The organism is Micromonospora sp. NPDC048040 (genome assembly GCF_055587185.1).
Genome location: NZ_JBVJGT010000033.1, coordinates 46741 through 73622 on the forward strand (window position 1 = coordinate 46741; position 26882 = coordinate 73622).

At 72.1% G+C, this 26882-nt stretch carries 19 protein-coding genes; 9 read left to right on the forward strand and 10 right to left on the reverse strand.

Annotated elements, in window-relative coordinates; translation table 11 throughout:
- The first annotated feature begins 18 nt into the window (after positions 1-18).
- Positions 19-1125: a carboxymuconolactone decarboxylase family protein gene (locus ACZ6O2_RS25160; protein ID WP_466024520.1), complete on the forward strand. Its 1107-nt coding sequence runs from the start codon at positions 19-21 to the stop codon at positions 1123-1125.
- Complete coding sequence (locus ACZ6O2_RS25165) at positions 1122-2444, forward strand: cation:proton antiporter (protein ID WP_350710482.1); 1323 nt, start codon at positions 1122-1124, stop codon at positions 2442-2444. The genes ACZ6O2_RS25160 and ACZ6O2_RS25165 overlap by 4 nt, the downstream gene beginning before the upstream one ends.
- A gap of 241 nt (positions 2445-2685) precedes the next feature.
- On the opposite strand, the gene ACZ6O2_RS25170 is transcribed toward ACZ6O2_RS25165, so the two are convergent.
- Positions 2686-3888 carry a methyltransferase domain-containing protein gene (locus ACZ6O2_RS25170; RefSeq protein ID WP_466024536.1) on the reverse strand — a complete coding sequence of 401 codons (1203 nt, stop codon included), beginning with the start codon at positions 3886-3888 and terminating at the stop codon, positions 2686-2688.
- Positions 3889-4571: 683 nt separating this feature from the next.
- Between ACZ6O2_RS25170 and ACZ6O2_RS25175 the strand changes: the two genes are divergently transcribed.
- The 3 genes from ACZ6O2_RS25175 to ACZ6O2_RS25185 are packed head-to-tail and all read left to right on the forward strand — an operon-like array spanning position 4572 to position 8430.
- On the forward strand, positions 4572-5903 hold the full coding sequence (locus ACZ6O2_RS25175) for a nucleotide sugar dehydrogenase (RefSeq protein WP_466024521.1): 1332 nt from the start codon (positions 4572-4574) through the stop codon (positions 5901-5903).
- The gene (locus ACZ6O2_RS25180) at positions 5900-6895 is read left to right on the forward strand and encodes an NAD-dependent epimerase/dehydratase family protein (RefSeq protein ID WP_466024522.1); all 996 of its coding nucleotides are present in this window, start codon (positions 5900-5902) and stop codon (positions 6893-6895) included. Before ACZ6O2_RS25175 ends, ACZ6O2_RS25180 begins: the two co-directional genes overlap by 4 nt.
- The gene (locus tag ACZ6O2_RS25185) at positions 6892-8430 is read left to right on the forward strand and encodes a 4-hydroxyphenylacetate 3-hydroxylase family protein (protein ID WP_466024523.1); all 1539 of its coding nucleotides are present in this window, start codon (positions 6892-6894) and stop codon (positions 8428-8430) included. Before ACZ6O2_RS25180 ends, ACZ6O2_RS25185 begins: the two co-directional genes overlap by 4 nt.
- A 74-nt stretch (positions 8431-8504) precedes the next feature.
- Here the strand turns inward: ACZ6O2_RS25185 and ligA are convergent, their stop codons facing one another.
- The 7 genes from ligA to ACZ6O2_RS25220 form a co-directional block, all read right to left on the reverse strand.
- Positions 8505-10652, reverse strand: coding sequence for an NAD-dependent DNA ligase LigA (ligA, locus tag ACZ6O2_RS25190; RefSeq protein ID WP_466024524.1), 2148 nt, complete (start codon positions 10650-10652; stop codon positions 8505-8507).
- Between the two features lie 92 nt (positions 10653-10744).
- The gene (locus ACZ6O2_RS25195) at positions 10745-12160 is read right to left on the reverse strand and encodes a nucleotide disphospho-sugar-binding domain-containing protein (RefSeq protein WP_466024525.1); all 1416 of its coding nucleotides are present in this window, start codon (positions 12158-12160) and stop codon (positions 10745-10747) included.
- A gap of 68 nt (positions 12161-12228) precedes the next feature.
- The gene (locus ACZ6O2_RS25200; protein ID WP_466024526.1) at positions 12229-12996 is read right to left on the reverse strand and encodes a class I SAM-dependent methyltransferase; all 768 of its coding nucleotides are present in this window, start codon (positions 12994-12996) and stop codon (positions 12229-12231) included.
- Between the two features lie 61 nt (positions 12997-13057).
- The gene (locus ACZ6O2_RS25205) at positions 13058-14473 is read right to left on the reverse strand and encodes a condensation domain-containing protein (protein WP_466024527.1); all 1416 of its coding nucleotides are present in this window, start codon (positions 14471-14473) and stop codon (positions 13058-13060) included.
- Positions 14460-15992, reverse strand: coding sequence for a tryptophan 7-halogenase (locus ACZ6O2_RS25210; RefSeq protein WP_466024528.1), 1533 nt, complete (start codon positions 15990-15992; stop codon positions 14460-14462). Before ACZ6O2_RS25210 ends, ACZ6O2_RS25205 begins: the two co-directional genes overlap by 14 nt.
- A 38-nt stretch (positions 15993-16030) precedes the next feature.
- Positions 16031-17641, reverse strand: coding sequence for a tyrosine 2,3-aminomutase (gene cmdF / locus ACZ6O2_RS25215; protein ID WP_466024529.1), 1611 nt, complete (start codon positions 17639-17641; stop codon positions 16031-16033).
- Positions 17642-17647: 6 nt separating this feature from the next.
- The gene (locus tag ACZ6O2_RS25220) at positions 17648-20857 is read right to left on the reverse strand and encodes a non-ribosomal peptide synthetase (RefSeq protein ID WP_466024530.1); all 3210 of its coding nucleotides are present in this window, start codon (positions 20855-20857) and stop codon (positions 17648-17650) included.
- Positions 20858-21046: 189 nt separating this feature from the next.
- Between ACZ6O2_RS25220 and ACZ6O2_RS25225 the strand changes: the two genes are divergently transcribed.
- The 3 genes from ACZ6O2_RS25225 (at position 21047) to ACZ6O2_RS25235 (ending at position 23027) form a co-directional block, all read left to right on the forward strand.
- Positions 21047-21322 carry a phosphopantetheine-binding protein gene (locus ACZ6O2_RS25225; protein WP_350710502.1) on the forward strand — a complete coding sequence of 92 codons (276 nt, stop codon included), beginning with the start codon at positions 21047-21049 and terminating at the stop codon, positions 21320-21322.
- Positions 21323-21401: 79 nt separating this feature from the next.
- The gene (locus ACZ6O2_RS25230) at positions 21402-21647 is read left to right on the forward strand and encodes a hypothetical protein (protein WP_350710503.1); all 246 of its coding nucleotides are present in this window, start codon (positions 21402-21404) and stop codon (positions 21645-21647) included.
- A 327-nt stretch (positions 21648-21974) separates the two neighbouring features.
- Positions 21975-23027, forward strand: a complete 1053-nt coding sequence (locus ACZ6O2_RS25235; protein WP_466024531.1) for an alpha/beta fold hydrolase — start codon at positions 21975-21977, stop codon at positions 23025-23027.
- 146 nt (positions 23028-23173) lie between these two features.
- On the opposite strand, the gene ACZ6O2_RS25240 is transcribed toward ACZ6O2_RS25235, so the two are convergent.
- Positions 23174-25216, reverse strand: a complete 2043-nt coding sequence (locus tag ACZ6O2_RS25240) for an FAD-dependent monooxygenase (RefSeq protein WP_466024532.1) — start codon at positions 25214-25216, stop codon at positions 23174-23176.
- Positions 25217-25274: 58 nt separating this feature from the next.
- Between ACZ6O2_RS25240 and ACZ6O2_RS25245 the strand changes: the two genes are divergently transcribed.
- Positions 25275-26321: a methyltransferase gene (locus ACZ6O2_RS25245; protein WP_466024533.1), complete on the forward strand. Its 1047-nt coding sequence runs from the start codon at positions 25275-25277 to the stop codon at positions 26319-26321.
- 189 nt (positions 26322-26510) lie between these two features.
- Here the strand turns inward: ACZ6O2_RS25245 and ACZ6O2_RS25250 are convergent.
- Positions 26511-26882: RNA-guided endonuclease TnpB family protein (locus tag ACZ6O2_RS25250; protein WP_466024534.1), on the reverse strand; the 372-nt coding region annotated here is incomplete at its 5' end.

Consider the following 26882-nt stretch of genomic DNA (forward strand, 5'->3'; position numbering starts at 1 on the left):
CAGGGCGGCGGGGTGCCCATGGGCGCCCTGCTCGCCCGGCTGACCCGTGGGATCACCCAGAGCCACATCGAGCACCTGAGCCCCGTGCCGGTGCGGGGTGCGCCCGCCGCGGTCCGGCACGTCTACCGGCGGCTCGAACGGGAGTTCGGCCTGCTCGCGCCGCCGGTGACCTTGCACGCCGCCTCTCCCCCCGTGCTCGCCGCCTGTTGGCTGATGCTGCGGGAGGCACTGCTGGTCGACGGTCTGGTCCGGCGTGACACGAAGGAGGCGGTGGCCGCGGCGGTGTCCCTGGCCAACCGTTGCCCGTACTGCGTGGACGTTCACGGCAGCGCCCTGCGAGGGCTGCTGCGCGGGCCGGACGCCCGCGCCCTGATCGACGACCGGCTCGCCGAGGTCACCGAGCCGCGGCTGCGGGCGATCGTCGAGTGGTTCCGCCACGACGGCACCCCCGCCGGGGCGGTGCTCCCGCCACGGGTGGATCCCGCCGAGATCCCGGAACTCATCGGTGTCGCGGTGCTGTTCCACTACCTCAATCGCATGGTGAACGTCTTCCTGGCCCCGTCCCCGCTGCCCGTCGCGATGACTCCGCGCGCGGCCCGGGTCGCGCGCTGGCTCGCCGCCGTGACGATGGCCCGGCTCGCTCGCCGGGGTGTCGCCCCCGGAGCGGACCTCGACCTGCTTCCGCCGGCGCCGCTGCCGCCCGATCTCGGTTGGGCCCGCCCGAACGCCACCCTGACCACCGCCTTCGCCCGGGCCAGTGCCGCCGTCGACGACGCCGCGGAACGTGTCGTGCCCGCATCCGTTCGGGGGCTTCTGCTGGACCTCCTGGCCGGCCCGGCGGGCCTGCGCGCGGTCACGGACCGGGCCGGGTTGGAGGCGTCGCTCGAGACCCTGCCGAAGTCGGATCGGGCGGGTGGGCGCCTGGCCCTGACCGCCGCCTTCTTCTCCTACCGGGTCACCGACGCCATGGTGGCGGGCAACCGGCTGGGCAGCTGCGACGACCGCCGCCTGCTGGAGCTGGTCTCCTGGGCCAGCCTGACGGCGGCCCGGGCGGCCGGGCGGCAGCTACAGGCCGCGTGGCAGGGCGCTCCGGGCGCGGTGCCGCCCAGAGAGCGGAGGGGATGACGTTGGAGGTCATCCCGCCGCTGGCACCGGAGACCCTGCTCGTCTTCCTGATCGCCGTCACCGTCCTGCTACTGACGGCCCGGGTCCTCGGGCGGCTGGCCGCCCGGGTCGGCATGCCCGCCATCGTCGGCGAGCTGCTCGCCGGGGTGCTTCTCGGCCCCTCCCTGCTCGGGCACCTGTTCCCGCAGGCGGCCCGGCTCCTGTTGCCCACCGAAGCCGGCGACATGCACCTGATCGACGCGGTCGGGCAGTTCGGCGTGCTGCTCCTCGTCGGCATCACCGGCACCCACCTCGACCTGGGTATGCTGCGCAGCAAGCGGCGTACCGCGGTCGTGGTGAGCCTGTGCGGACTGCTGCTGCCGCTGCTCGGTGGGGCCGGCCTCGGGCTGCTGATGACCGCGCCGGCGGGTGACGGGACGGCGGACCGGGTGCTGTTCGCGCTCTTCCTCGCCGTGGCGATGGGAGTGACCGCGCTGCCTGTCATCGCCAAGACCCTGACCGACATGGGCCTGCTGCACCGCACCGTGGGCCAGCTCATCCTCATGGCGGGCACCGTCGACGACGCGGTGTGCTGGTTCCTGCTCTCACTTCTGGTCGCGGCCGCCACGGTCGGCCTGAGCGCCGGCTCGGTGGCCGTGTCGGTCGCGGCACTGGTCGGCTTCGTCATCTTCGTGTCGACCGTCGGCCGGGTCCTGGTGCGAGCGGTGATGCGGCGCGTGGCCCGGTCGGACGAGGCGGGACCCACGGTCGCCGCCACCGTGGTCGTCGTGCTGATCGGTGCGGGGCTGACCCACGGGCTGGGCATGGAGGCCGCGCTCGGGGCGTTCGTCGCGGGCCTGCTCATCCGCGTCCCGGATCCGGCGAAGCTCGCGCCGCTACGGACGGTCGTGCTCACCGTGCTCGCGCCGATCTTCCTCGCCAGCGCCGGTCTGCGAATGGACCTGACGGCACTGCGCGACCCCGGCCTCGCGCTGACGGCGGCGGCGGTGGTCACCGTGGCCATTGCCGGCAAGTTCGCGGGCGCCTACCTGGGTGCCCGGCTCAGTGGACTGACGAGCTGGGAGGGACTGGCCGTCGGGGCGGGCATGAACGCCCGCGGCGTGGTGGAGGTGATCGTGGCGATGGTGGGTCTGCGGCTGGGCGTCTTCGACGTGGACATGTACACCATCGTCATCCTCGTCGCGATCGTGACCTCGGTGATGGCGCCACCGATGCTGCGGATGACGCTCCGCCGGGTGCGGGTCGAACCGGAGGAGCGGCGCCGGCTGCTGCGTATCGAGGGCAGGGAGCCCGCGCCGGCGTCGCAGGCGTCTCGATAGCCACGTCCGGTCACGGCCGCGGACCACGGTCCGCGGCCGTCGCCGTCTGCCGGCCGCGACCGACGAGGCCGACGACCTCCACGCCTGGGACGACGACGGCGTACGCACGGGCGCGGCGGTCCGGAATCCGGGCCGCCGCACGGCGTGGCTGACTCCCCTCCGACGCGGCCCTCCGTTCGCGGTGCCCCGCGAGTCGGCGCCGAGGCGGGGCTGTGGGACCGGTTCGGGATGGCAACCTGGCTCAGACGATGCGGACGTGGGGGACGTAGAGGATCCACCGGCCGCCCTGCTCGACGAACTGGCGCTCCTTGGCCATGATCTCCTCCGCGTGGTTCCAGGCGAGCAGCAGGGCGTAGTCGGGATAGGGGTCCGAGAACGCCGCGTAGGGACGTACCGGTATGTGTGCGCCCGGCGACAGACGGCCCTGCTTCTCCGGTGTGGTGTCACAGATGAACGGCACCAGGTCGGGCCCGATTCCGCAGTAGTTGGTGACGGTCGCGCTCTTGGACGTGGCGCCGTAGCCGACCACCCGCCGGCCCGCGTCACGCAGGTCGGTCAGGAGTGCGACAAGATCCGTACGGATGCGCTCGATCTGTCGGCCGAAGCGGAGGTACGTCTCGTGCTCTCCGATGCCGTAGCGGGCCTCCTCCTCGACCATCCGCGCCACACTCGGCCGGCGCTCTCGGGAGCCGGGGCGGGCGACGGTGTAGCGCACCGACCCGCCGTGGATCGGGATACGCTCCACGTCGACCAGTTCGAAGCCGAGCCGGGCCACCATCGCGTCCACCGACCGTACGGCGAACAGGTAGAAGTGCTCGTCATAGATCTGGTCGAAGTACGCGTACTCGACGATGTCGCTGACGTACCGGTCCTCGAACACGAAGATCCCGTCGGGCGTGAGCAGCCGGTCGACCCCACGGAAGACCGTGTCGATGTCGGCGACGTGGCTGACCGTGTTCGCGGAGAAGATGACCTTCGCGGGGCCCTCGGTGGCGAGGATCTCGGTGGCGGAGCGCTCGTCGAAGAAGTCGACCCTGACCCTGACCCCTCTGGCGACGGCGGCCGCGGCGGCGCCGGCGGACGGGTCGACCCCGAGATGCCGTACGCCTGCGGCGCTGAGCGTGTGGAGCATGATGCCGTCGTTGCTGCCGATCTCCAGGACCAGGTCGTCGACGCCGGTGAGCTCGGTGTCCCGCAGCTGGCGGGCCACCTCCTCGAAGTGGCTGCGCAGGCCGGCGGAGGTGGACGACCGGTAGGGGTAGTCGGCCCGGAACATGTTGTCCGTCGGCATCGGCTCCAGTTGCTGCACCATGGTGCAGTCGGCGCAGATGCCCACCGCCAGCCGGAAGAAGGTCTCGGAGTCGACTTCCTCGGGCTTGAGGAAGGCATTGGAGACCGGCTGCCTTCCGAGATCCACCCACTCCCGCACGGGCCCCGCACACAGTCGGCATGCCGGGGCGGCTGACACCAGCTCGCGGCCATTCACGTCGTCATGCTCCTTCACGGTGTCGCACACCGTCGGTCGCCCGCGCCTGCCGCCGCCTCGCCGCACCGGCGGATGACCAGATACGGCAACGGCACACGTCGACGCCGGTCCGAGAGGCGGTGGCGTCGCGGCGTCGGCAGCGGCCCTGAGCAGGTGCCGACGATGGTGCGGGAGGCGGCCCTTCCGCCGTCGCACCGCCATCGTCGCGGCACCGCGGACCTCACGGCATTTCTCAGGGTGCTCGACCTGGGCGTGTGCGGCGGCACGCAGGTCCGAGGCCGCGCGACGGTGGCCGGCGGCGACGGACCCGGTCCGGGGCCGCCCGTTGCGGTGCCGACCGGTCGGCACCGCAACGGGGAAGATGCCGGCGGCTCGGCCCGGGAACGAGGATCGGTTGGCATCGGGCGGGACGCAGCGTATCCCCAGTTCACCGTCTGCAGAGACTGCGGCCGATGGCTGCCGATTCCCCCGGCGTTTCTCCCGGTCCGACGCTGCGGCAACAGCGTCGGCCCGGGAGTTGGTCTTGTGTACCGAGGATGAGGAGACGCGCATGGCCAGGGCCACATCACCGGGCGGCGTGCCGGGTCCGCCGAACCGCCCGACGGCAGGGGCCTCCACGCCCCGGGCCGAGAGGACCTGACGTGGGTACGCAAACCACCGTGGCCGTCGTCGGCATGGGCTACGTCGGGTCGTGCGTCGCCGCGACGATCGCCGACCGCGGTCTCCACGTCATCGGAATCGACACCGACGCCGACCTCGTGGAGCGGCTGAACAGCGGCACCACGCCGCTGCGGGAGCCAGGGCTCGCCGACCGCATCCAGGCCGGGGTCGGCAGCGGCCGTCTCCGGTCGACGACCGACCACCGCGCGTCGGCGGAGGCCGACGTCGTCCTCCTCACGGTCGCCACGCCCGTACGGTCCGACGGGTCGCTGGCCGACGACCACCTCCGCGCCGCCTGCACGGCATTGGCCCAGCACCTGCGCGCGGGACAACTGGTGATTCTCAAGAGCACCGTCCCTCCGGGAACGACCCGGGACCTCGTCCGTCCCCTGCTGGAGGCAAACGGGCTGCGGGCCGGGGCAGACTTCGCCCTGGCCTTCGCGCCCGAACGCCTGGCCGAGGGGACCGCGATGACCGAGTTGCAGACCCTGCCGGTCGTCGTCGGTGGCCTCGACCCGGACAGCACCCGGGCGGCAGCGGACTTTCTGGGACGTGCGCTCGGGACCAAGGTCCTCACACAGGACTCCCTGGAGGCGGCCGAGGTCGTCAAGCTCGCCGACAACTGGTGGATCGACCTCAACATCGCCCTCGCCAACGAGCTGGCCATGTTCTGCGACCTGTTCGGGGTGGACGTGCTGGACGTCATCAGCGCCGCCAACTCCATCCCGAAGGGGAACGGACACGTGAACATCCTGCGACCGAGCGTCGGCGTCGGCGGTTCCTGCCTGACGAAGGATCCCTGGATGGTGTGGCGGTCCGCCCGCCGGCACGGGCTGGACATCGCTACCGCGCGGGTGGGTCGCGAGGTCAACCAGCAGATGCCCGGCTACGCCGCCCGGCTGGTCCTGGACGACCTCGCGGCCCGCGGGGTGGCCCCGTCGGCGGCGACGGTGGCGATCCTGGGGCTGGCCTTCAAGAACGACACAGGGGACCTGCGCGCGACGCCGACCCGCGGCGTGGTCGACGCTCTGTCGGCCGCGGGCGTGCGGGTGCGAATCCACGATCCGTTGGTCGACCCGGTCCACGCACGCGAGACCTTCGGGCTACCCGTCACGGCGACGGTCGAGGAGGCGGTGCGCGACGCGCACTGCGTCGCCCTGCTGGCCATGCATCGGGAGTTCAGGTCCCTCGACTTCGCCGGGTTGCCCGTCGCCGAAGACTGCCTCGTCCTCGACGGTCGCGCCTACCTGCCCAAGGAGGAGATCGCCATGTTGGAACGACTGGGCTACACCTACCGCGGGGTGGGCCGATGAGCACGCCCCGGGTCGTCGTCACGGGGGGACACGGCTTCATCGGCAGTCACCTCGCGGAGCGGCTCGTCACCGCCGGGGCGGACGTGACCGTCCTGGACGGCGGTGACCCGGCGCCGCACCTCGACCTGCTGCGCCGGCACACCCGGCACGTCCGAGGGGACATCCGCGACCCGGACCGGCTGGCGGAGGCGATCACCCCCGGGGTGGACCTGGTCTACCACCTCGCCGCGGCAGTCGGCGTGGACACCTACCTGAGCGACCCGCTGGAGGTGATCGACACCAACTTCGTCGGGACGATGCGGGTGCTGGAGCGGGCCACGGAGGTCGGGGCGCGGGTCGTCGTCGCCAGCACCAGCGAGGTCTTCGGCAAGAATCCTGCCGTGCCCTGGAGCGAGGACGCCGACAGGGTCCTCGGCCCGACCACCGCCCAGCGGTGGTGCTACTCCTCCAGCAAGGGGCTCGCCGAGCACCTCACCTTCGGCTTCGTGCAGCAGCACGGCCTCGCCGCGTCCGTGGTCCGCTACTTCAACGTCTACGGTCCCCGCCAGCGGCCCGCCTACGTGATCAGCCGCAGCGTCCACCGGGCACTGAACGGCCGGCCGCCGATCGTCTACGACCAGGGACGGCAGACCCGCAGCTTCACGTACGTCGCCGACGCCGTCGAGGGCACCATCCTCGTCGGGGCCTGCGACCGGGGCATCGGCGAGGCGTTCAACATCGGCAGCATGCGGGAGACCACCATCGCCGAGGCCGTCGCTCTCGTGGGCGCCGTGAGCGGGGCCGCGCAGAGCGCCGTCGCCGCCGACACGGCGAAGCAGCTCGGCGCCGCGTACCAGGATCTGCCACGGCGCATCCCCGACGCCACCCGAGCGAGGACGCTCCTGGGCTGGAGCGCGGAGACGCGGCTGCGGGAGGGCCTGACGCGGACCGTGGAGTGGGCGCGCGCCAACCCGTGGTGGCTGGCCCTGCCCGACAGCGGTGCCGGCCGGTGAGCGCCGGGACACGTCCGCTCACCGGGGACGAGTACGTCGAGTCGCTGCGCGACGGTCGGGCGGTCTATCTCCACGGTGAGCGGATCCGTGACGTGACGGTCCATCCCGGCTTCCGCAACCCGGTCCGGATGACGGCGCGGCTGTACGACGCACTGCACGCCGAGGAGCACCGCCCGGTGCTCACCGCGGCCTGCGACGCTCCGGGGAGCGACGGCTACACGCACCGGTTCTTCACGACCCCACGCAGCGCGGAGGACCTGGTCGCCGACGCGGGTGCCATCGCCACCTGGGCCCGGATGAGTTACGGCTGGCTGGGGCGCAGCCCCGACTACAAGGCGTCGTTCCTCGGCACCCTGGGCGCCAACGCCGCCTTCTACGAGCCTTTCGGCGACAACGCGCGACGGTGGTACCGGCAGTCGCAGGAGAAGGTGCTCTACTGGAGCCACGCCATCGTCCACCCACCGGTGGACCGATCGCGTCGGCCGGACGAGGTGGCGGACGTGTTCGTGCACGTCGAGCGGGAGACCGACGCGGGTGTGGTGGTCAGCGGCGCCAAGGTGGTCGCCACCGGTTCGGCCCTGACCGACCACATCTTCGTCGCCCACTACGGCCTTCCCGTGGCCAAGCGGGAATTCGCGCTGGTGGCTGCCGTTCCCACCAACGCGCCGGGGGTCAAGCTGATCTGCCGCCCGTCCTACACGGCCACCGCGAACGTGACGGGAAGCCCGTTCGACTACCCGTTGTCGTCCCGGCTGGACGAGAACGACACGATCCTCGTCCTCGATCAGGTCCTGATCCCGTGGGAGAACGTCTTCATCTACGGTGACCTGGCCAAGGTGCAGACGTTCGCGGGACGGTCGGGCTTCACCGAGCGGTTCACCTTCCACGGATCTGTCCGGCTCTCGGTGAAGCTGGAGTTCCTGGCCGGTCTGCTGGCCAAGGCGCTCGAGACGACCGGCACCGCGGACTTCAGGGGCGTGCAGAGCCGGCTGGGCGAGGTGCTGGCGTGGCGCAACCTGTTCCGCGGGCTGGCCGAGGCGGCCGCACGCGAGCCGGTGCCCTGGCACGACGGCGCCGTCCTACCGAATCCCCGGTACGGCATGGCATACCGATGGTTCATGCAGGTCGGCTACCCCCGGGTCCGGGAGATCATCCTGCAGGACGTGGCCAGCGGCCTGATCTACGTCAACTCCGGCACGGAGGACTTCCGTAACCCGGAGCTGCGACCGTACCTCGACCGGTACCTGCGCGGTTCGCAGGGCGTCGAGGCGGTCGACCGGGTCAAGGTGATGAAGCTGCTGTGGGACGCCGTCGGCTCCGAGTTCGGCGGCCGGCACGAGCTGTACGAGCGCAACTACGCCGGCAACCACGAGAACACCCGGATCGAGCTGCTGGCCGGCGCGATGGCCGGCGGGGATCTGGACCGGTACAAGGCGCTCGCCGACGCGTGCCTCGACGAGTACGACCTCGACGGCTGGCGGGTCCCGGACCTGACGTCGTACGACGGGCCGTGGCCGATGCACGACGCGCCCTGACCCGCACGCCCCCGACCGCCACACCGCGCGTGCCGCGCCCGTCCGCGGGCGCGGCACGCGCCGTTCGTCCCGGGTCAGCTGCCCGCCATGATCTCGGCGACCGTCTCCGCGTCCCCGGCGCCGTGAGCCGCGATCAGGGCCGCGAACCGGGCCGCCGGCATGACCCCTACGCCCAGCGCTGCCGCCTTGTCCGCCTTGGAGCCGGCGCCCTCCCCGACCACGACCAGGTCGGTCCGGGCGGAGACCGACGACGAGGCGGTCCCGCCCAGTCGCTCGACCGCCTCGTTGCCCTCGTTGCGGTTGAGCCCGGGCACGGCACCGGTCACGACGACCCGCATCGGGGCTCCGTCCGGCCGGCGTAGCGGCGCCGCGACCGGCCCGGAGGTGGCGGGGCCCGCCTCGGCCGGGGACGCCGCTCCCGGCTCGACCATGTTGACGCCACGCGCGACGAGCTTGTCGATCACGGGGGTGAGCTCGACGAGGTCGGCGGCGATCGTGGCGGCCCGGTCCGGGCCGACGCCCTCCACCCGCTGCAGGTCCTCGACGCTCGCGTCGAGCAGTGCCCGCATCGAGCCGAAGTGCCGGGCTATCCGGCGGGAGAGGGCCCGGCCGGTCATGCGCACACCGAGACCGATCAGCACGCGGGACAGGGGGCGTTGCCTGGACGCCTGGATGCTCGCGACGAGTTTCGCCGCCGAGACGCTCCCCATTCTGTCGAGGGTGACCAGGGCGGCCGGTTCGAGATCGTAGAGGTCGGCCGGATCGGTGACCAGACCGGCGGCGACCATCATCTGGATGATCTTGTCGCCGAGGCCCTCGATGTCCATCGCGTCCCGGGTGGCGAAGTAGGCCAGTGCCTCGTGGGCGCCGCAGGCCCGTCCACGCACGCATCGCCAGCGCTTCTGCGTCCGGTCGAGCTCCCCGCCGCAGCGTGGACAGCTTCCCGGCGGCTCGTACGGCGCCGAGGCCGGGTCACGTTCGTCGAGCTTGGCGCCGGTGATCTCCGGGATGACGTCACCCGCCCGGCGGACGAAGACGACGTCTCCCACCCGCACGTTGCGCCGGGTCAGGTCGTCGAAGTTGTGCAGGGTCGCCGACGTGACGGTGACACCGCTGATCTGCACGGGCTCGAGCACCGCCACGGGGGTGACCACGCCGGTACGACCGATCTGCACCTCGATGCCCAGCAGCCTCGTGGTCCGGGTGTCCGCGGGGAACTTGTACGCCACCCCCCAGCGGGGGGCACGGCTCGACGAGCCGGCCAGCTCCCGGTCCCGCGTGCCGTCGACCTTGACGACCGCGCCGTCGACACCGAACCCGATCGCGCTGCGGGCGGCACGCAGCGCCTCCACGGCGGCAAGCACCTCGTCGAGGGTGGGGCAGACCGCCAGCGGCACGGATGCGGAAAGGGTGGTCCGCACGCCCAGGTCGGCCAGCGCCGCCATCTCGGTCGAGTGCGACGCCTCCCCGGTCGGCTCGGTCACCGCGCCGCGCACCCCGTAGGCGATGAAGGACAGCGGTGCGTCGTAGGCCCGTCCTTCGGCCCGCAGGGTGCCGGCTGCGGCGCTGCGGGGGTGGGCGAAGGGAGGCTCGCCGTGCCCGGTGCGCATCTCGTTGGCGATCACGAAGTCCGCGTCGGTCATGAAGACCTCGCCGCGGACCTCGATCGTGACCGGTCGGGCGAGCTGTTCCGGCAGCCCGACCGCGCGCCGGGCCTGGCCGGTCACGTCCTCCCCCGCCCGTCCGTCGCCACGGGTCGCGACCCGGACCAGCCGGCCGTCGACGTACCAGGCCGCGATCGCGAGACCGTCGATCTTCGGTTCGACCACGAAGGCGGCCACCGGGTGACCGAGCAGTTTCTCCAGGCGGTTGGCCCACCGGCGCAGCTGCTCCTCGCCGAAGACGTTGTCCAGGCCGAGCATCGGTTCGCTGTGCTCCACGTCGCCGTGCGCCGCCACGCCGGCGGCCACCGTCCCGGACGGCGAGTCCGCCGCCGTCCAGTCCGGCCGCGTCGCCTCGGTCGCCTCGACCCGCGCCAGCAACGCGTCATAGGCCGCGTCGTCCATCAACAGGTCACTGCCGTTGTGGTACGCCATGGCGGCGGCGCGAACCGCGGCGACGGCGTCGGCGTACGCGGGCCGGTCCGGGAAGGGTACGGCGAACTCGGCGTCCACGACCGGTGCCGGGGCCTCGGGCGACGGATCGGTCTGTGTGTCGGTCATGGCGGGCGGGTGCCTCCTCAACTCGGCCGTCAGCCCGCCCGCGAGGGCGGGCCTCGGGTCCGGGCGGGCTGAGACGACTGCCCGGTCAGCTGTCATCGGCGATTTCGGGCGTCCAACGCGAGGCTCTTCAGGACCGGCACGACATCGTTGGGGCTCGGCATGGCGCGCCAGACATCATAGATCGCCTCGGCGCCCTGCCGGTAGGACGGCTCGGTGAGCACGGCCAGGATCGCCTCCCGCAGCTCCGCCACCGACTGGGTCTGGTGGTCCAGCCGCACGCCGGCACCCCGGGAGACCACATAGTTCGCCACCGGGGTGGCTTCGAGCTTCTTCGCCGGCATCACCCAACGGACCGTGGGCTCCTCGCGCGCCTCCGCCTCCCGGACGCCGTACTCCACGCCGGAACGGTAGACCCCGACGTCGTCCGGCTCCGCCTCCGGCGCGTCCTCCTCCACCCGCAGCATGATGGACTCCAGGGTGTCGCAGACGAGCTGCGGCACCTTGCTGGCCACGGCGGCCTGGAAGGTGCCGAGGCCGCCGTGGTGGATGACGGCCGAGCAGGTCGGCAGGAGCTGGTTGAGCGGCAGGTACTCGACCGTCCGCACGTTCGCCGGCGGGGTGTACCCGTCGAGCTGGACGTCGTTGAGCGTGGCGACGACCTCGACGTCCAGGTCGGCGAGGGCGTCGAGCAGCATCGGCGTCCGGTTCCAGTCGCCGCGGATGAAGCGCCGGTAGGACTCCCCGAGGGTGAGACAGATCCGCGGTCGCCGCGGCGGCTCCCGCAACCAGTCCGGCACCGGCTCCGCGCCGTTGTAGGGCACGTACCGCAGCGGAACCTTCCGGGTGCGGGTCGGCAGGCCGAGCCCGGGCGGCGCCGTGTCGATCGTCCACTGCCCGACCAGCAACTCCTCGTCGAGCTCCACGCCGTAGTTCTCCGCGAGCGGGCGAACCAGGGTGGCGAGCGGATTCTCGTCGAGGCCCGCGGCGACGAGGGCGTCCCGGCCGGCGGCCAGGCGGTCGAGGCTCCAGCCCGACGGGTCGTACGCGAACACGAGCCGGGCGTGGGCCGCGCCGCACACCCGGGCCGCGACCGCGCCGGCGGCCTGGGTCAGGTCCCAGATGATCAGGTCGGGACGCCACGCCCGGGCGAACTCGATGAGGGCGTGGGGCTCGGGCCGGTCGGGGCGCAGGTAGTCCCCGGTCGGGGTCAGGAGATACTGGTAGAAGAGGTACCAGTACTCGCGCTCCTCCGGGTTGAGGCCGAGAGCCTCCGCGTACCGCTGGGCCTCCTCCGGGCCGTGCGGCTCCAGCGGATCGTCCGAGATTCGGGCGGCCCAGGACGCGTCACCGAGCGGCACCGGGGTCAGGCCGGTGGCGGCGATGCGGTCGGCGAAGCCGCCGAAGGACGCGAGGCGCACCTCGTGGCCGGCGTTCTGCAGTGCCCACGCAGTGGGCACCATGGGGTACAGGTGGGCGATCGACGGGTCGATGGCGAACAGGACGCGCATGTCTCTCCCTCGCGGGCGTTCGGATCAGGGTCTGGGGGCGTTGCCGGGTGCGGGGACGATCCCGCCGCTCAGCGCCGCACACCGATGAGGAGCCTCCGCCCGGCCAGGCCGACGGAGAGGAAATCGCCGCCGCAGCCGGCCGCGGCGAGCGCACTGAGGTGCTCACGGCGGCCGAACGCCCGCAGCACCCGGGTGTCCTCGACGTGCCGGACGCTGTCCCCGTCGGCGACGAGGAAGTGCCGCTCGATGCGATGGGCGCCGTCGCGGGGTATCCCCCGCGCCATGTGTGCGACCGTACGGCCGTCCTCGGCGCGCGTCAGCGCCTCGCGGGCGGTCCTCCGGGTCGCCTGGTCCGGCATCCAGATCGGAGCGAGGATCATCAGCCCGCCAGGCGCCAGGTGCCGGGCCAGTGCCCGCAGGACGGCCCGGTAGCCCGACAACGGGAACCGCGCCAGGGCGTCGTGCAGGCATGTGACGACGTCGAACGTGCGGCCCACGTCGAGGTGCGGCAGCTCCGCCTCGTGGATCGTGGTGCCCGGCAGCGCCTGGCGGGCCGCGGCCGCCATCGGAGCGTCGACGGCGACGCCCTCGGCGACGGCGACGTGCGGAATCAGGTGTCGCAGGTGCTCACCGGCGCCGCACGCCACGTCGAGCACCGACGAGGACTCCGGGTGACGGGCCCGGACGATACGCAGCAGAGCCTGTGCCTCCACCGCGTGGTCCCGGCTGCTGTCGACATGGACAAGGTCGTAGAACGTGGATCGTGCTGCCTCGACAGGCATCATCACCTCCGGTTTCTCGTCCCGGTACGACGACGCCAGGACGTCGCGTCGCACCGGTACTGATCGCCGTGTCGGCCCGGCTGCGCGGGCATCTTCCGGTTTGCCCGCTGCCGGCCTAGGTCCGCAGCGCACGGGCGAGGGTGTCCCGGTAGCCCGCCACCAGCTCGGCCACCGTCTCCGCCCGGAACTGGCCGCGGCAGTACCCGACACTGCCCACGATGCCGCCTCCGACGTCGAACTCCACCGCCCACAGCGCCCCGTCCGGGATCTGTGAGCCCACCGGCTGCGAGCGCAACCGGCGCCGCATCGCCTGGTAGGTGAGGTCGCCGACACGCTCGCCGACGGCCATGAACGGTGACTGCACCAGCTGGAACACGCAAGCCGCGTGCTCCTCACCGGCGGCGGCGCCCATCAGCTCCGGCGCCACGCCCAGCAGGTCCACGAAGGGGATCTCGTTGCGGTACGCCTCGAGGCAGGCCGTCCGAACCCGGTCGAGCAGGTCGTCGAAGCCGACGCAGCCGTCGGTCCGTACCCGCAGCGGCAACAGGTTGAAGAAGGAACCGACCATGTCGAGCGTCCAGGCCGGCCGCCGGCCGGGAGTGAAGGTCGGCATGACCACGTCGGCGCGGCCGGTGGTGTCGGCGAGGTACCGCACGTAGGCCGCGGCCATGACCATGAACGGGGTGCAGCGCCGGGCGGTGGCGTACGCCTGCACCCGGCGGCGCAGATCGTCCTCGTAGAGGAATCGGTACCACGACGTGACGTCCGGGCGCTGGGCCCCACGGGGTCGGTCCATCCGGACCGGCGTCACCGCCGCCCCGCGCAGCCGCTGCCCCCAGTACCGGCGGGCGGCGGCGAACGCCGGCGAGGCGGCGACGCGCCGCTGCCACTGCACGTACTCGCGGTACTGACGCACCGGGGGAAGGTCCGGTCGCCGTCCGGCGCGACGCGCGGCGTAGCAGAGCGCAAGGTCCCGCAGCACCACCTGGATCGACCAGCCGTCGACGCCCGTGTGGTGGGCGGCGAGCACGAGAACCGCGTCACGGTCGTCGAAGCGACCGAGCCGGGCGTGCAGCGTGGGGCACTGGTCCATCCGTACCGGGCGGGACTCCACGTCGTTGAGCAGAAGCTCCGCCCGTTCGTCGCGGGCCGCCGGCTCGGTGGGGAGGACCTCGACCTCGAGGCGGGGTGTCCGGGCGGGCCGCACGCGCTGGTGGACGTTGCCCGGCTCCCGGAGGATCGACGTGCGGAGGGACTCGTGCCGCTCGACCACGTCCGCGAGCGCTGCCCGGAGTGTCGCGACGTCGAGCGGTCCGGTGATCCGCCAGCCACCGACGATGGTGTACCGGGGCCCGAACGGGCCGGCGTCGTCGCCTCCGTCGACCATGCGGAGGAACTCCTGCTGCCGGGAGAGCGCGAACGGCTCGTCCGGTCCGGATGCCGGCTCCGGAACGTGTTCCGGCGCGGCGGGCGCGACGCCGTCCGGCAGTGTCCACAGGGACGCTGCCGGACGGCGGTCATCCGCCGGCATGGGCCGAGCCCCCGGCCGCCGCCTCGTCGCCGGCCGGCCGGCGCCACCGCATGCCGTCGGCGGACGGGATCAGGCCGCCCGGCCGGAGCGGGTGCAGATCGTCGACGTTGCCGCCCATGGCTGCCTGGGTCTGCACGCGAACCCCTTCCTTGAGGACCTCCCTGAGCATCGACGCGCCGAGCAGGTTACGGTCCTCGCCCGCCTCGGAGACCGGCCCCTGGACGACCTCGGCGAGCTGCCGGAACGCCGGTTCCCGGCGCTGGATGTACGACTCGGCGTCGACCAACGCCCGCTCCTGCGACCCGGCGCCTCCGACCAGCTGCACGAATGCCTCGACGGCGCCGGCAACGTTGTCGTCGGTGATCTGCTTCGCCGTCCAGAAGTACGATTCCTCGTCCTGGTGCATGTCGTAGAAGGCGACCAGGAAGTCGTGGAAGAGGCTGTACTCGCGACGGTAGCGCGCCTCGAACTCCTCGAAGACGCTCTCCTCGTCCAGCTCCCCGGCCAGGCAGCTGTTGATGGAGCGGGCGGCGAGCAACGCGCTGAAGGTCGCCAGGTGCACCCCGGAGGAGAAGACCGGGTCGATGAAGCAGGCCGCGTCGCCGACCAGGAGCATCCCGGGCCGCGAGAAGGTGTCGTTGATGTAGGAGTAGTCCTTGCGGACGCGGACCTCGCCGTACGGGCCGCTCTCGACCCGGGTCGCGTCGGCGAGGTAGTCGGCGATCATCGGGCACTCGGCGATCAACTGGCGCAGCACCGCCTCCCGGTCGCCGCCCCGGATCCGGTCCAGGGCCTGCGGTCGCAGCACGGCGCCGACGCTGGTGAGGGTGTCGCTCAGCGGGATGTACCAGAACCAGCCGCTGGGGAAGGCGACGGCGAGGATATTGCCGCTGTTCGGCTCCGGAAGCCGCTTGCCGCCCTCGAAGTACCCGAAGAGCGCGAGGTTGCGGAAGAACTCCGGGTAGTGCCGGTCACCGCCGATCCGCTGGTGAATGCGGCTGCGGTGGCCGGAGGCGTCCACCACGTAGCGGCTGCGGACCTCCCGTCGGGTGCCGTCCTCGTCGTCGAAGCGGACGCCGCAGACCCGATCCCCGTCCTCCAGGACGTCCACCACGGCGCACCGCTCACGGACGGTGACCCCCTTGCGGCGGGCGTTGTCGAGCAGGATCTGATCGAACTTCATGCGCTCGACCTGGTAGGCCGTGGCACCCTCGCTGGCGAACTTGGGCGAGATCGCGAACGCGAACGTCCACGGCTCGGGGTTGCGTCCCCAGCGGAACGTCCCGCCGCGCTTGACCGGGAACCCGGCGCGGGCGAGTTCGTCGGTGACGCCGGTCAGTCGGCAGATGCCATGGATCGTGGCGGGCAGCAGCGACTCCCCGATCTGGTACCGGGGGAACGTCTCCTTCTCCAGCAGCAGGACCCGGTGCCCCTGCATCGCCACCAGCGTGGCAGCCGTGGAGCCGGCCGGCCCGCCACCGACGACGATCAGGTCGTAGTCGAAACCGTCGTTGTTCACGTCATGTCCTCCAGGAGTCACGGACAGGGGTTCGTCGGTCAGCGCAGGACCACGTCGGCGCGCAGGACGGCGTCGAGGAGGTCCGCGCGGCTCAGCGCCGCCGCCACCGCCGCGATGTCGTCGGCCATGTGGCGGTCGCGGTGCAGAGTGGGTGCGATGGATCGGGTGAGCTCGTAGGCGGCCCGCCCGGCCCGGCTCAGCTGCGCGTACCGCCCGGAGACGTCGACCGCCTGCGCGGCGGCGAGCAGTTCCACGGCCAGGATCGTGTCGTTGTTCGTCAGGACCCGGCGCGCGTTGCGGGCGGCGATCAGGCCCATGCTGACGATGTCCTGGTTGTCGCCGTTGGAGGGGATGCTGTGGATGCTGGCCGGGCCGATCGTGCGGTTTTCCGCGACAAGTGCGGTGGCCGGGTACTGGGCGCCGGCGAAGCCGCTGTTGAGGCCCGGGTCGCCCATGACGAGGAATTCCGGGAGACCGTAACTCAGGTGGCGGTTCAGCAGGCGGTTGGTGCGGCGCTCGGACAGCACGCCGAGCTGCGTCAGGGCGATGGTGACGTAGTCCATCGCGAAGGCGACCGGCTGGCCGTGGAAGTTCGCGCCGTGGAAGACCTCGCCGCTGCCGAAGAAGAGCGGGTTGTCGTTGGCGGAGTTCAGCTCGACCTCGACCGTCGACCGGGCGTGGGTGAGGGTGTCCCGCACCGCGCCCAGCACCTGCGGCACCGCCCGCAGGGAGTACGCCTTCTGCATGTAGATGTTCGTCCGCTGCACCGCCTTGTCCGGCTGCCACTCGTCGGCGAGCTGCTGCCGCAGGCTGGCATGCGAGACGGTCAGCCCGCTGTCGCTCATCAACGCACGCATGTTGGCGGCGGAGTCGATCTGGCCGGGGTGCGGCCTGGCAAGGTCGTGACCCTCCGCGAGGAACGGGCCGGTGGATCCCTGCAGGGTCTCGATGACCAACGCGGCGACGATCTCGGCCTGGCGGACCTGTTCGGTCGCCCGACCGATCACCAGGGCACCGAGCCCGGTCATCGCGGAGGTGCCGTTGATGAGCGCGAGGCCTTCCTTGAACCGCAGCTCCATCGGCGTGATGTCGTGCTCGCGGAGCACCTCCCCGGCCGGCACCGGCCGGCCGTCGCGCAGCACGTAACCCTCGCCCAGCACCGTGCTCGCGATGTGCGACAGAGGGGCCAGATCCCCGCTGGCGCCCAGCGAGCCCATCTCGGGGATGGCCGGAGTGATGCCGAGGTTCAGGTACAGCTCCAGGCGGGTGATCAGCTCGGGACGCACGGCGGAATAGCCCTTGGCCAGGGCGTTGAGTCGGGTGGCGACGATCGCCCGGGCCTCTACCTCCGAGAAGTGCGGGCCGACGCCGGCGCTGTGACTGCGGACCAGGTTGGTCTGGAGCTCAACCTCCTTGGACTGGTCCACCAGCATGTAGATCATCTCGCCGTACCCGGTCGTCACGCCGTAGACCGGGATGCCCTGCCGCACGATGTCCTCGAACCGCTGCCGGCTGCCGGCCGCGCGGGCCAGCGACTCCGCCGGCACCACGCAGGGTGCGCCCTGTTCGGCCACCTGTCGCACGCCGTCGATCGTGAGTCCGGCGCCGTCGAGAACCACCGGTCTGGCAGCGCTGTCGAACTGAGCCATGCTCTTTCATCCCATCGTCGTGGTTGGCCCGGCAGCAGCGAACGCTCCACCGGCTGTCGAGTCGCCGCACCCGGCGGCCGCCGCCTGCACCAGCGCCGCCATGCCAGCCACCGTCGGGGCCGTCATCAGCTCCGCCACGGACACGTCCACACCGAAGCGCTCGGTGAGCCGGTGGGCGAGCCGAGCCAACAGCAGCGAGTGGCCGCCCGCGGCGAAGAAGCTGAGGTGCACGTCCGCCGGCCCGGCCGGCAGCAGTTCCGCCCAGAGCCGCCCGATCTCCTGCTCGGTCGCGGTCGGATCCCGCCCGGCGGCGGACCCGGCGGCCAGCACAGGGTCCGGGAGCCTGGTCCGGTCGACCTTGCCGCCGACGTTGCGTGGCACCCCGTCGATGGCGACGAAGGAGGCGCGGTGGATCACGGGACCGTACCGACGACGCAGGTGCGTCCGCAGCGACGTCACCAGCGTCTGCCAGTCGCCGCGGTGACGGGCCACCACGAAGACGACCAGCCGGCTCACCAGTCCGTCCGGGTCGGCCACGGCGGCCACGGCGCAGTCGGCCACGAGCGGATGTTCGGCGAGAACGGCCTCCACCGCCGCGAGTTCGAGCCGGTGTCCGGCTAGCTTGACCTGGTGGTCCAGCCGGCCGACATGTTCCAGCGTGCCGTCGAAGCGGCGTCGTCCGAGATCGCCGGTCCGGTAACAACCCGCCGTCGGAGAGGCGGCCGCATCGGCGCCGCGCAGGGGCCGGAAGGCGCCGTCGCCTCGCCCCTTCCCGTCCGCGCCGGGCAGGTAACCCGGCACGGCGTACGGACTACGAACGACGATCTCCCCGGTCACCCCCGTGGGGCAGGGACGGTCCCGCTCGTCGACGACGAGCACCTGCCGGCCGGGAATCGGCCGGCCGATCGGCACCCGCTCGCCGCGGACCAGGGCATCGATCCGGTACGCGCTGGCCGCCACCGTCTCGGTCGGCCCGTAGACGTTCCACAGCCGGGTGTGCGGGAGCAGCCGGCGCAGCTGGTTCGCCAGGCTGGCCGCGAGCGCCTCCCCCATCAGGATCAGGTGGGTCAGGCGATTCGGCACGGCGCCGTCCCGCTCCATCGCGACCGCCAGCTCGCGGGCGAAGCTCGGCACGGTCTGCAACAGCGTGACGCCCTCCCGGTCGAGCCAGCGCACGAACCGCTCGGGGTGGGCCCGGACACGGCCCGGTACGGGCACCAGCGTCGCACCGGAGATCAGAGCCGCGAACACCTCGCAGAGGCTCGGGTCGTGCTCGACGGCGGCCCATTGCGCCACCCGTGCACCGGGTCCGAGTCCGCCGATGTGCGCGAGCCAGGCGGCGAACTGGGCGAGCGCCGCGTGGGTCTGGACGACCCCCTTCGGTCGCCCGGTCGAGCCTGAGGTGAACGCGGCGTACGCCGCCGATGCCAGGTCGATGTCGCACGGTGTCGCCACCGCCCCCGCGGTCGGTTCCGTCGGCAGCGCGAGGACCTGTCCGCCCCGCTCAGCCCGGTACCAGTCGGCCAGCGGGTCGTCGGCCGGGTCTCCGCCGAGCAGCACGACGGCCGGCCTCAGGTCGGTCAGGACCATCGCGGCCCGTTCCCCGGTGTCGTCCGGGCTCATCCACACCACGTGCCCGCCGGCCTGCAACACGGCCAGGGAGGCCGTCACCAACGCCGGTCCCATGTTCAGCCGGACGGCGACGGCGCGGTCCGTGACCGGGACCCGGGCCCGCAGCCAGGCCGCCAGGTCCGTCGCCCGGGTGACGAGTTCGGCGTAGGTCAGGCCCTCCTCCTCGCACCGCACGGCGACCGCCTCCGGGAACCGCTCGGCGCATTCGCGGATCAGATCCGGCACCGGCCGCGCCGGCGTCGACGGATCGGCCGTGGCATCCAGGTCGCGTACCGCCGTCGCGAGTTGCCGGGACGTCTCCAGCGGGAGATCGGCGATGGCCACGTCGGGGTTGCGGACGGCCGCCGTGAGCAGGGTGCGCAGGTGCGCGAGCAACCCCTCCGCGGTCGAGCGCCCCATCCGGTCGGCGCGGTAGGCGAGCGTTCCGGCGAGGGACGGACCAGCCGGCGAGACGGTGAGCATCAGATCGGCGAGGAGCGTGTGGGCGGGGGTCCTCAGCTCGTGGACGGCGGCGCCGGCCAGCCGCAGCGACGTGCCCTGGTGCCGGCCCTCGGCGAGCACCGCGTCGCAGAGCGGGATCCCGTCGACCGGGCGGGGCGGATTGACGCCACGGACCAGGCGCGGGAAGGGCAGCCGTCCGTGCGTCTCGGCGCTTCGCCGCCGCCGCGCCGTACGGCGCAGGTGCTCCCTGAACGTGGTGGTGGCGGTCAGCCTGCCGACGACGGGAACGAGGGTCGACAGTGGACCGACCGTGCCCTCCTCGCCCGGCCCGCGTAGGCAGACGGGCATCGCCACCGTCAGCGTGTCGTCGCCGCCGTACCGCCCAAGGGCAACCTGGAGCGCGGCCAACACGATCGTCAGGGGCGCGGTGCCCTCCGCCCGGGCCAGGGCCCGGACCGAGGTGTAGAGGTCCCGCTCCCAGTCGAAGGTCACCTCGTCGGCCACCGTCGGTGTTCCGCTGGCGGGCCGGTAGACCGGAAGGGACGCGGCCGGCGGAGGTGGGTCCAGCTCGGCGAGCCACCGGTCGGCAGCCTCGCGGCAGATGGTTGCTTCCGTCCGGTGCGGGGGGCGCTCGCGGTGGTGCCGGGTCGGTGCGGACGCCGGGCGGGGAGCGCGGACGGCGTCGGCGTACCCGGTCGACAGTTCTCCGGCGACCAGCGACATCGACACGTCGTCCGCTACCGCCTGGTGGGCGGCGAGCACGATGCGGTGGTGCCGCGGGGTGACTCGGAGGACGGTCATCCGGGCGGACGGCCCGACACCGAGGTCGCCCGGCAGCACAGCCGGTGCCCCGTCGCGCACGTCCCGCACCTCGACGGCGTCCCGGTGCACGGGGTTGACACGCCGGACGGGCCTGCCGTCCACCGTCGCCACCGTCGTCCGCAGCGCCTCGTGCCGGTCGAGCACCGCCCGCCAGGCCGAGCACAGGGCCTCGACGTCGATGTCGCCGGTGACCCAGTACGCGCGGCGGACCGTCGAGGCGGGGGCGTCCGCGTGCAGCCGCGTGACGTACCAGATGCCGTCCTGCACGTCGGCGGCGGCCGCGGCCAGTCGCGACGGGGTGGTTGGAGCGTCGGTTGTCACGCAGCAAGTCTCGGCGGGTACCGCGGGGCCGGCATCTCATGAAATGCGCCGTGGAAGTGGGACCGGCGAACGGCCGGCCGTACGTCGGGAGCCGATCTCCCGGAATGCGCATCCGCAGAGATGCGCGCCACTGTCGACACCGCCCAGGATGACCGCAGAGCCGAGCGCGCAACCTGGAAGAGGTGACGAATGAACGACGTCCCCGGAACTGCTCCGAACCCCCGGGACCCCGCTGAGCTGGAGGGGCGCATCAGCGCCATCTGGCGTGACGTCCTCAACGCCCGCGAGGCGTCCCCGGGCGCCACCTTTCTCGAACTGCAGGGGCAGTCGATCTCCGCTGTGCGCATCGTCGGCCGGATCGAGGAGGAGCTCGGCATCGAGGTCGACGCCGCCGTCCTCTTCGACGACCCGGATCTGCGGACCTTCACCGACGTGGTGATCCGGCAGGCAGAAGCCGCCGGCTAGCCGGGCTCGGGTCCGGGCCGGCCCGCCCCACGCCGCCCGGTCCAGGGCACGCCCCGTCGCCGCGAGAAGGGAGCACGCGATGCTGGCCATCAGGCTGTACGACATCGAGACCGGCCACGTCCAGACACTTGCCGAGGTGACCGATCCCGCGACGGCGGACTCGTGGCTGGAGCGGTTCGGAGCTGGCGGCATCGGCACCAACGACGTCGTGTACGTCGTGGAGTTGGTGTCGACACCACCCCCGGCTCCGCCACGTCCGACGCAGCCGAGACGCGACACCGTGTTGCGGATGGCGGGTCCGGCCACACCGGGGGCAGCCGCCTGAGTGGACCGATCCCCCGTCGGCTGCCGGCCTGTCGCGGACGGACGCGCGGAGCGGCCGCGCCACCGACGTGCCCGCCGGCCGCCAGTCATCGGTCGGGGCGCTTTTTCGTCCGTGCGATCGCGACATGGACCCGGTGAGCCAGAGGCGGCAGTCCACACGGACAATTGACGACTATCTTCGCCAAACATAAGATCGTCGCCAACGACGGATCTTGTCAGGCTAAGACCTACATCTATGCATATCGTTAGCCTGCGGTCCTGCGCCGGAAAGCGCGTCTCGTCGTGGCTCGGGCGCGCCCGACGCTCGGCAAACACCGAAAGGGGCACAATGACATTGTCCGCACTTCGCCGTGGGCGAAAGCAGCACGACGCTGGCTCCCCCGCCCGGACGAGGTCGCTGTGGCGGAGGAGCATCGCGTCCCTCGCGGTCGCGGCGACGGTGCTCGTCGTCGGCGCGTCGTCCTCCTCCGCCGCAGGCACCTACGCTGAGCCGACCATCGGCAAGGCGAGTTTCAGCGCGTCCTTCCAGCACGGCATGGTGCCGGTCGACGGCGGTCAGCTGCACTACGTCAAGGGTGGATCCGGACCGGCACTGGTGCTCCTGCACGGCTGGCCGCAGACCTGGTGGGCGTGGCACGACGTCATGCCGGCCCTCGCCCGGAACCACACGGTCATCGCGTTCGACCTGCCGGGCCTCGGCGACTCCAGCTCCTTCGCCGGCGGATACGACAAGGTGACCACCGCGCAGCGCATCCGTCAGGCGGTGCACGCCCTCGGACACCGTCAGGTCTCGATCCTCGCGCACGACGTCGGCGTGCTGGTCGCGTACCCGTACGCCCGTGAGTTCCCCACCGAGGTCACGCGACTGGCGGTGCTCGACTCGACGCTGTCCGGATTCGGCCTGGAGGACGCCTACACCCTCAGCTTCCACTTCCTGTTCAACGCGGCGCCCTCGCCGATCCCCGAGCGGATCCTCGACAACGAGGACGTGTCGACCTACCTGGGCATGATCTTCGACTTCAGCGTCAACCGCGACGCCATCGACAGGGAGGTCTACTACCAGTACTACCGGGACCCGGCCGACCGGACGGCGGGCTTCAACTACTACCGCGCGTACGCCGGGGACGCGGAGAACAACCGGGCCAACGCGGCGCGGCGGCTGGCCATGCCGGTCCTGGCGATGGGCTCGGCGGCGACGTTCGGGCCTGGGGTCGCGGCCTCGTTCCGGCAGGTCGCCGACGACGTACGCGAGGTCGTCGCCCCCAACTCGGGGCACTTCATCCCCGAGGAGAACCCGCAGTTCCTCACCTCCTGCGTCAACCTCTTCACCGGCGTGACGGCCACCCCGCCGTCGCCGGAACTGGCCAACTGCGTCGCCTGATCGTCCGGCCCGCGCCGGGGTCCGCCCCGACGAGGTCAGCAGCCGGCCGTCACGTGCCCACCGGCGCGTGGCGGCCGGCCGCGTCGTCCGAACCGCCGTTCGCCCACAGCCGATCCGGACGTGTTCCAGAGGAACACGAGGTGCTGTCACGCCGCCTCGCTGCCCGGAGCCATCCGCGTCGCCGAGCACGGCCACGGCACCACGAGGTCCAGACGGGCCGACACCAGCGCCAGGTGGATCCGCGTCGGCCACGCGTCGACGGACGGATCACGGCACAGGTCGATCGACCAGTCCATCGGCACGCAGCCGACGACCACCATACCGGCCTCCGCCCGGATCCGGCCGCCGAACTCGACGGTCCGGTCCCACCAGCCGGGGACGCCGAAGTCCGGCAACAACAGGACACCGTCGACGCCGCGCCCGCGGAGCGCGGCGACGGCGACCAGTCCGTCGCCGTCGACCGGCGCGGACGCCGTCGGGTCCGGCGGTGCCAGTGCCACGATCCTCAACGCGTGCACGCCCCGGACCAGCAGCCGCCCCTCGGTGCCCACCGTCCAGCCGTCGGCCGCCGGAACTGATCCGGGCGGGAGCGGGTGCAGCTCCGCAACCGGCCGCGGACGCGGGTCGATCCCGTCCCCCGCGCCGAGTGTCGGACCGGTGGTGCCGCCGGACGCCGGTCCACCGAGACTGACAAGCCGGTGCGGCAGACGCAGCGCACCGCGTGTCAGCGGTTCGGCGACGGCGTTGCGAGCAGGGCCGTCCGGGTCGACGCCGGCGGCACGGCGGTACGCCGCCTCCGCCTCGTCGACGCGGGCGGGACAACGACGGCGCAGGCCGAGATAACTGATCGCCGTGCTCCGCGTGATGAAGTGCATGCCGAACTGCGCCGGCGGCAGGTGCAGGCGCCGCCCGTAGGTCTCCCACCACCGCATGCTGGGTCCCGCCAGGCGCTGCACGCGGGTCACCCGCCCCCGTCGCGCCCGCTCGTACGCGGCGAACGCGGCGGCGACGGTGTCCTGCTCGCGCAGCGCGGCGGCAAGCGCAGCCGCATCGGCGAGCGCCATCGTGGTGCCGGACGCGACGCTGAAATGCGCGGTGTGGGCGGCGTCGCCGACCAGCACCAGGTTGCCGTCGGACCACCGCTGGTTCGTCACGACGTCGAAACGCGACCACCGGCTCCTGTTGCTGACCAGCGGGGCGCCGAGGTGGTCGGCGAAGACGTCGTCGAGCAGTGCCAGCCCGTCGCCGCTGATTTCGCCCGGTACGCCGCCGGGACGACACCGGACGTCAAGACCCGTCCGACGCCAGGTCACCTCGTCGAGCTCCACCACGACGGTGCTCAACCCGTCACCGCACGAATAGGCATGCGCGGCCATCGGTCCGTGCTCGGTGGGCACGAAGAACATCGTGGCGGCGTCGCCGATGTCAGCGGCCGAGCCCAACCAGATGTAGCGGGCGGCGCCGGTGCGCACGGTGGTGCCGAAGTCCGCGGCACGGGCCGTCCGCTGCGCCGAGCGGGCACCGTTGGCGAGGACGATCACGTCCGCGTCGAACTGGTCGGCGCGGGCATCATGCCCGTAGTGGAGCCGGGCGCCGACCCGTCGTGCCGCCTCCGACAGAAGCGCCAGCATCGTGTCGCGGGAGACCGTGGCGATCGGGAAGCCGTCGTAGCGGAGGCGTTCGCCGGGCAGCCGCAGCTCGATGCCGGACAACGGCCGCACGACGCGCCCGAGGCGCTCGGCGACCTCGGGATCCCAGGTCGCGAGCTCCCGCATGGTCCGGTCGGACAACGCGACGCCGAAGCCGGCCACGTCCTCGCGCCGGTTGCGCTCGTAGACGTCGACGGTCACCCCGGGCAGCCTGCGGCCAATCAGCCGTGCCAGGAAGAGACCGGCGGGACCGGCCCCGATGATCGCCAGCCGCGTCACGCCACCCATGTCCGCCCTCACCGCTTCCTCGTCGCCGTACGCGGTCGCGCCGACGATTCCGAGCAGAAGTACGGCCCGGACCGCGCCACCTTCCGCCGCGGCACGGTCCGGCCCGGTTCGGATCGTCGCAGCCGATCGCACGGGGCGGCATCTTCCCCGGTGCGGCGGAGGCGTCCGCGTTCCCCGGATCCGGGTCCACGTCTGATCGCCACGGGCGGCGCACCGACGACGCGGCACCCAGGGAGGTGCCGGAGGCGACACGCCGCCACCACGATCGGATCGTCCCCCCGAACCCCTGCGCAGGGCAGGAAGGAGCACCATGGGCACCGATCGGCACGTGGCGTTGACGGAAGCCGACTACCTCCGACTGCTGATCCACGGCACGACCGCGTTCGAGTTGGTGCGCACCAGCCTGGAACTCGAGATCTTCGAGCACCTGGAGAGCAGCGGAGGAATGGACTCGGCACGCCTGGCCGCGACGATCGGTATCCAGGCGCAGCCTGCCCGCGTCATGCTGCTGGGACTCTGTGCGCTGCGGCTGGTCGAGAAGCGCGGTGACGCGTACGTCAACACCGCCATGACACGCGGGAAGCTGCTGCGGTCGAGCCCCCGCTTCCTGGGAGCGCTCGTCGACGTCCAGGCGAAGGTGATCAACCAAGCCCTGCCCGACCTGGCGGAATCGGTACGTCGCGGCACCAACGTGGGGCTCCGTCATCTGCCGGGCCCGGGGACCACCCTCTACGAGCGGCTCACCGCGCACCCCGAGCTGCAGCAGGTGTTCTACGCCAACATGGGCGACGCGTCGCGCAAGGCGTTCGCGCAGCTGTTGGAGCGCTACGACTTCAGCACCGTGCGGCACGCGGTCGACGTGGGTGGTGGCGACGGGACGAACGCGATCGAACTCGCCCGACGCTACCGGCACCTCACGGTCACCGTCTTCGACCAGGAGAGCGTCACCCGCCTCGCCGCGGACCGGATCGAGGATCCGGATCTGCGGCGACGGGTACGTTTCCACGCCGGTGACATCCTCGCCGACCCGCTGCCCGACGGCGCCGACGCGGTGTTCGTGTTCCACATCTTCGAGATCTGGTCCCGGGAACGTAACACCGAACTGCTGCGCAAGTGCCGGGCGGCGCTGCCGGAGGGCGGCATCTGCCTCATCTACAACTTCGTCTCCGACGACGCGGGCACCGGCTCGATGAGCGCCGGGCTGGTTTCCCCGTACTTCCTCACCCTGGCCTCCGGCGAAGGCATGGCCTATTCCGCCGCCGACATGGAGCAAGCGGCCCTCGATGCGGGCTTCTCGCACGTCGAGCGGTACGAGGACATGGGGTTCAGCCATGCCCTCGTCGTGGGCCGTCGATAGGGCTCGTCCGCCGGCTCCACACCGACTCCGACAACCGTGCGCGCGCGCGTCAAGGAGACCTCTTCTTGACATCCTCCCGGCCCTGAAGGGCCGGGATTCCCCCGGTCGCCCGTGGGGGTTTCCTGCTTCACCGCCGACTGCCCGCCCGGAGGGACTCCGTTGAGGTCTTACACCAGCTCCACAGGCGTTTTACCTGTCCGCCAGCCCGGCGGCCAGAAGGTTCCTCGCTGCGTTGATGTCCCGGTCATGGGTCACACCACACGGGCATTGCCACGATCGAACGTTCAGCGGCAGGGATTCAGTCAGTTGCCCGCAGTTCGAGCACAGCTTGGACGACGGGAACCAGCGGTCCACCGTCACCAGGGTGCGCCCGTACCAGGCGGCCTTGTACTCCAACATGCCTCGCAACTGCGACCATGCCGCGTCGGAGATGGCGCGGGCCAGCCGGTGGTTGCGCAGCATGTTCCGCACCGTCAGGTCTTCGATCACGACCGTTTGGTTCTCGCGGACGAGTCGAGTCGACAGTTTGTGCAGGTGGTCCCGGCGCCGGTCGGCGATCCG

Bases quoted from the DNA above. Each gene is read 5' to 3' on its own strand.
- ACZ6O2_RS25245 (WP_466024533.1), top strand. From the start codon at position 25,275: ATGGGCACCGATCGGCACGTGGCGTTGACGGAAGCCGACTACCTCCGA.
- ACZ6O2_RS25225 (WP_350710502.1), top strand. From the start codon at position 21,047: ATGAACGACGTCCCCGGAACTGCTCCGAACCCCCGGGACCCCGCTGAG.
- cmdF (WP_466024529.1), bottom strand. From the start codon at position 17,641: ATGGCTCAGTTCGACAGCGCTGCCAGACCGGTGGTTCTCGACGGCGCC.
- ACZ6O2_RS25235 (WP_466024531.1), top strand. From the start codon at position 21,975: ATGACATTGTCCGCACTTCGCCGTGGGCGAAAGCAGCACGACGCTGGC.
- ligA (WP_466024524.1), bottom strand. From the start codon at position 10,652: ATGACCGACACACAGACCGATCCGTCGCCCGAGGCCCCGGCACCGGTC.
- ACZ6O2_RS25205 (WP_466024527.1), bottom strand. From the start codon at position 14,473: ATGCCGGCGGATGACCGCCGTCCGGCAGCGTCCCTGTGGACACTGCCG.
- ACZ6O2_RS25160 (WP_466024520.1), top strand. From the start codon at position 19: ATGGGCGCCCTGCTCGCCCGGCTGACCCGTGGGATCACCCAGAGCCAC.
- ACZ6O2_RS25195 (WP_466024525.1), bottom strand. From the start codon at position 12,160: ATGCGCGTCCTGTTCGCCATCGACCCGTCGATCGCCCACCTGTACCCC.
- ACZ6O2_RS25165 (WP_350710482.1), top strand. From the start codon at position 1,122: ATGACGTTGGAGGTCATCCCGCCGCTGGCACCGGAGACCCTGCTCGTC.
- ACZ6O2_RS25230 (WP_350710503.1), top strand. From the start codon at position 21,402: ATGCTGGCCATCAGGCTGTACGACATCGAGACCGGCCACGTCCAGACA.
- ACZ6O2_RS25180 (WP_466024522.1), top strand. From the start codon at position 5,900: ATGAGCACGCCCCGGGTCGTCGTCACGGGGGGACACGGCTTCATCGGC.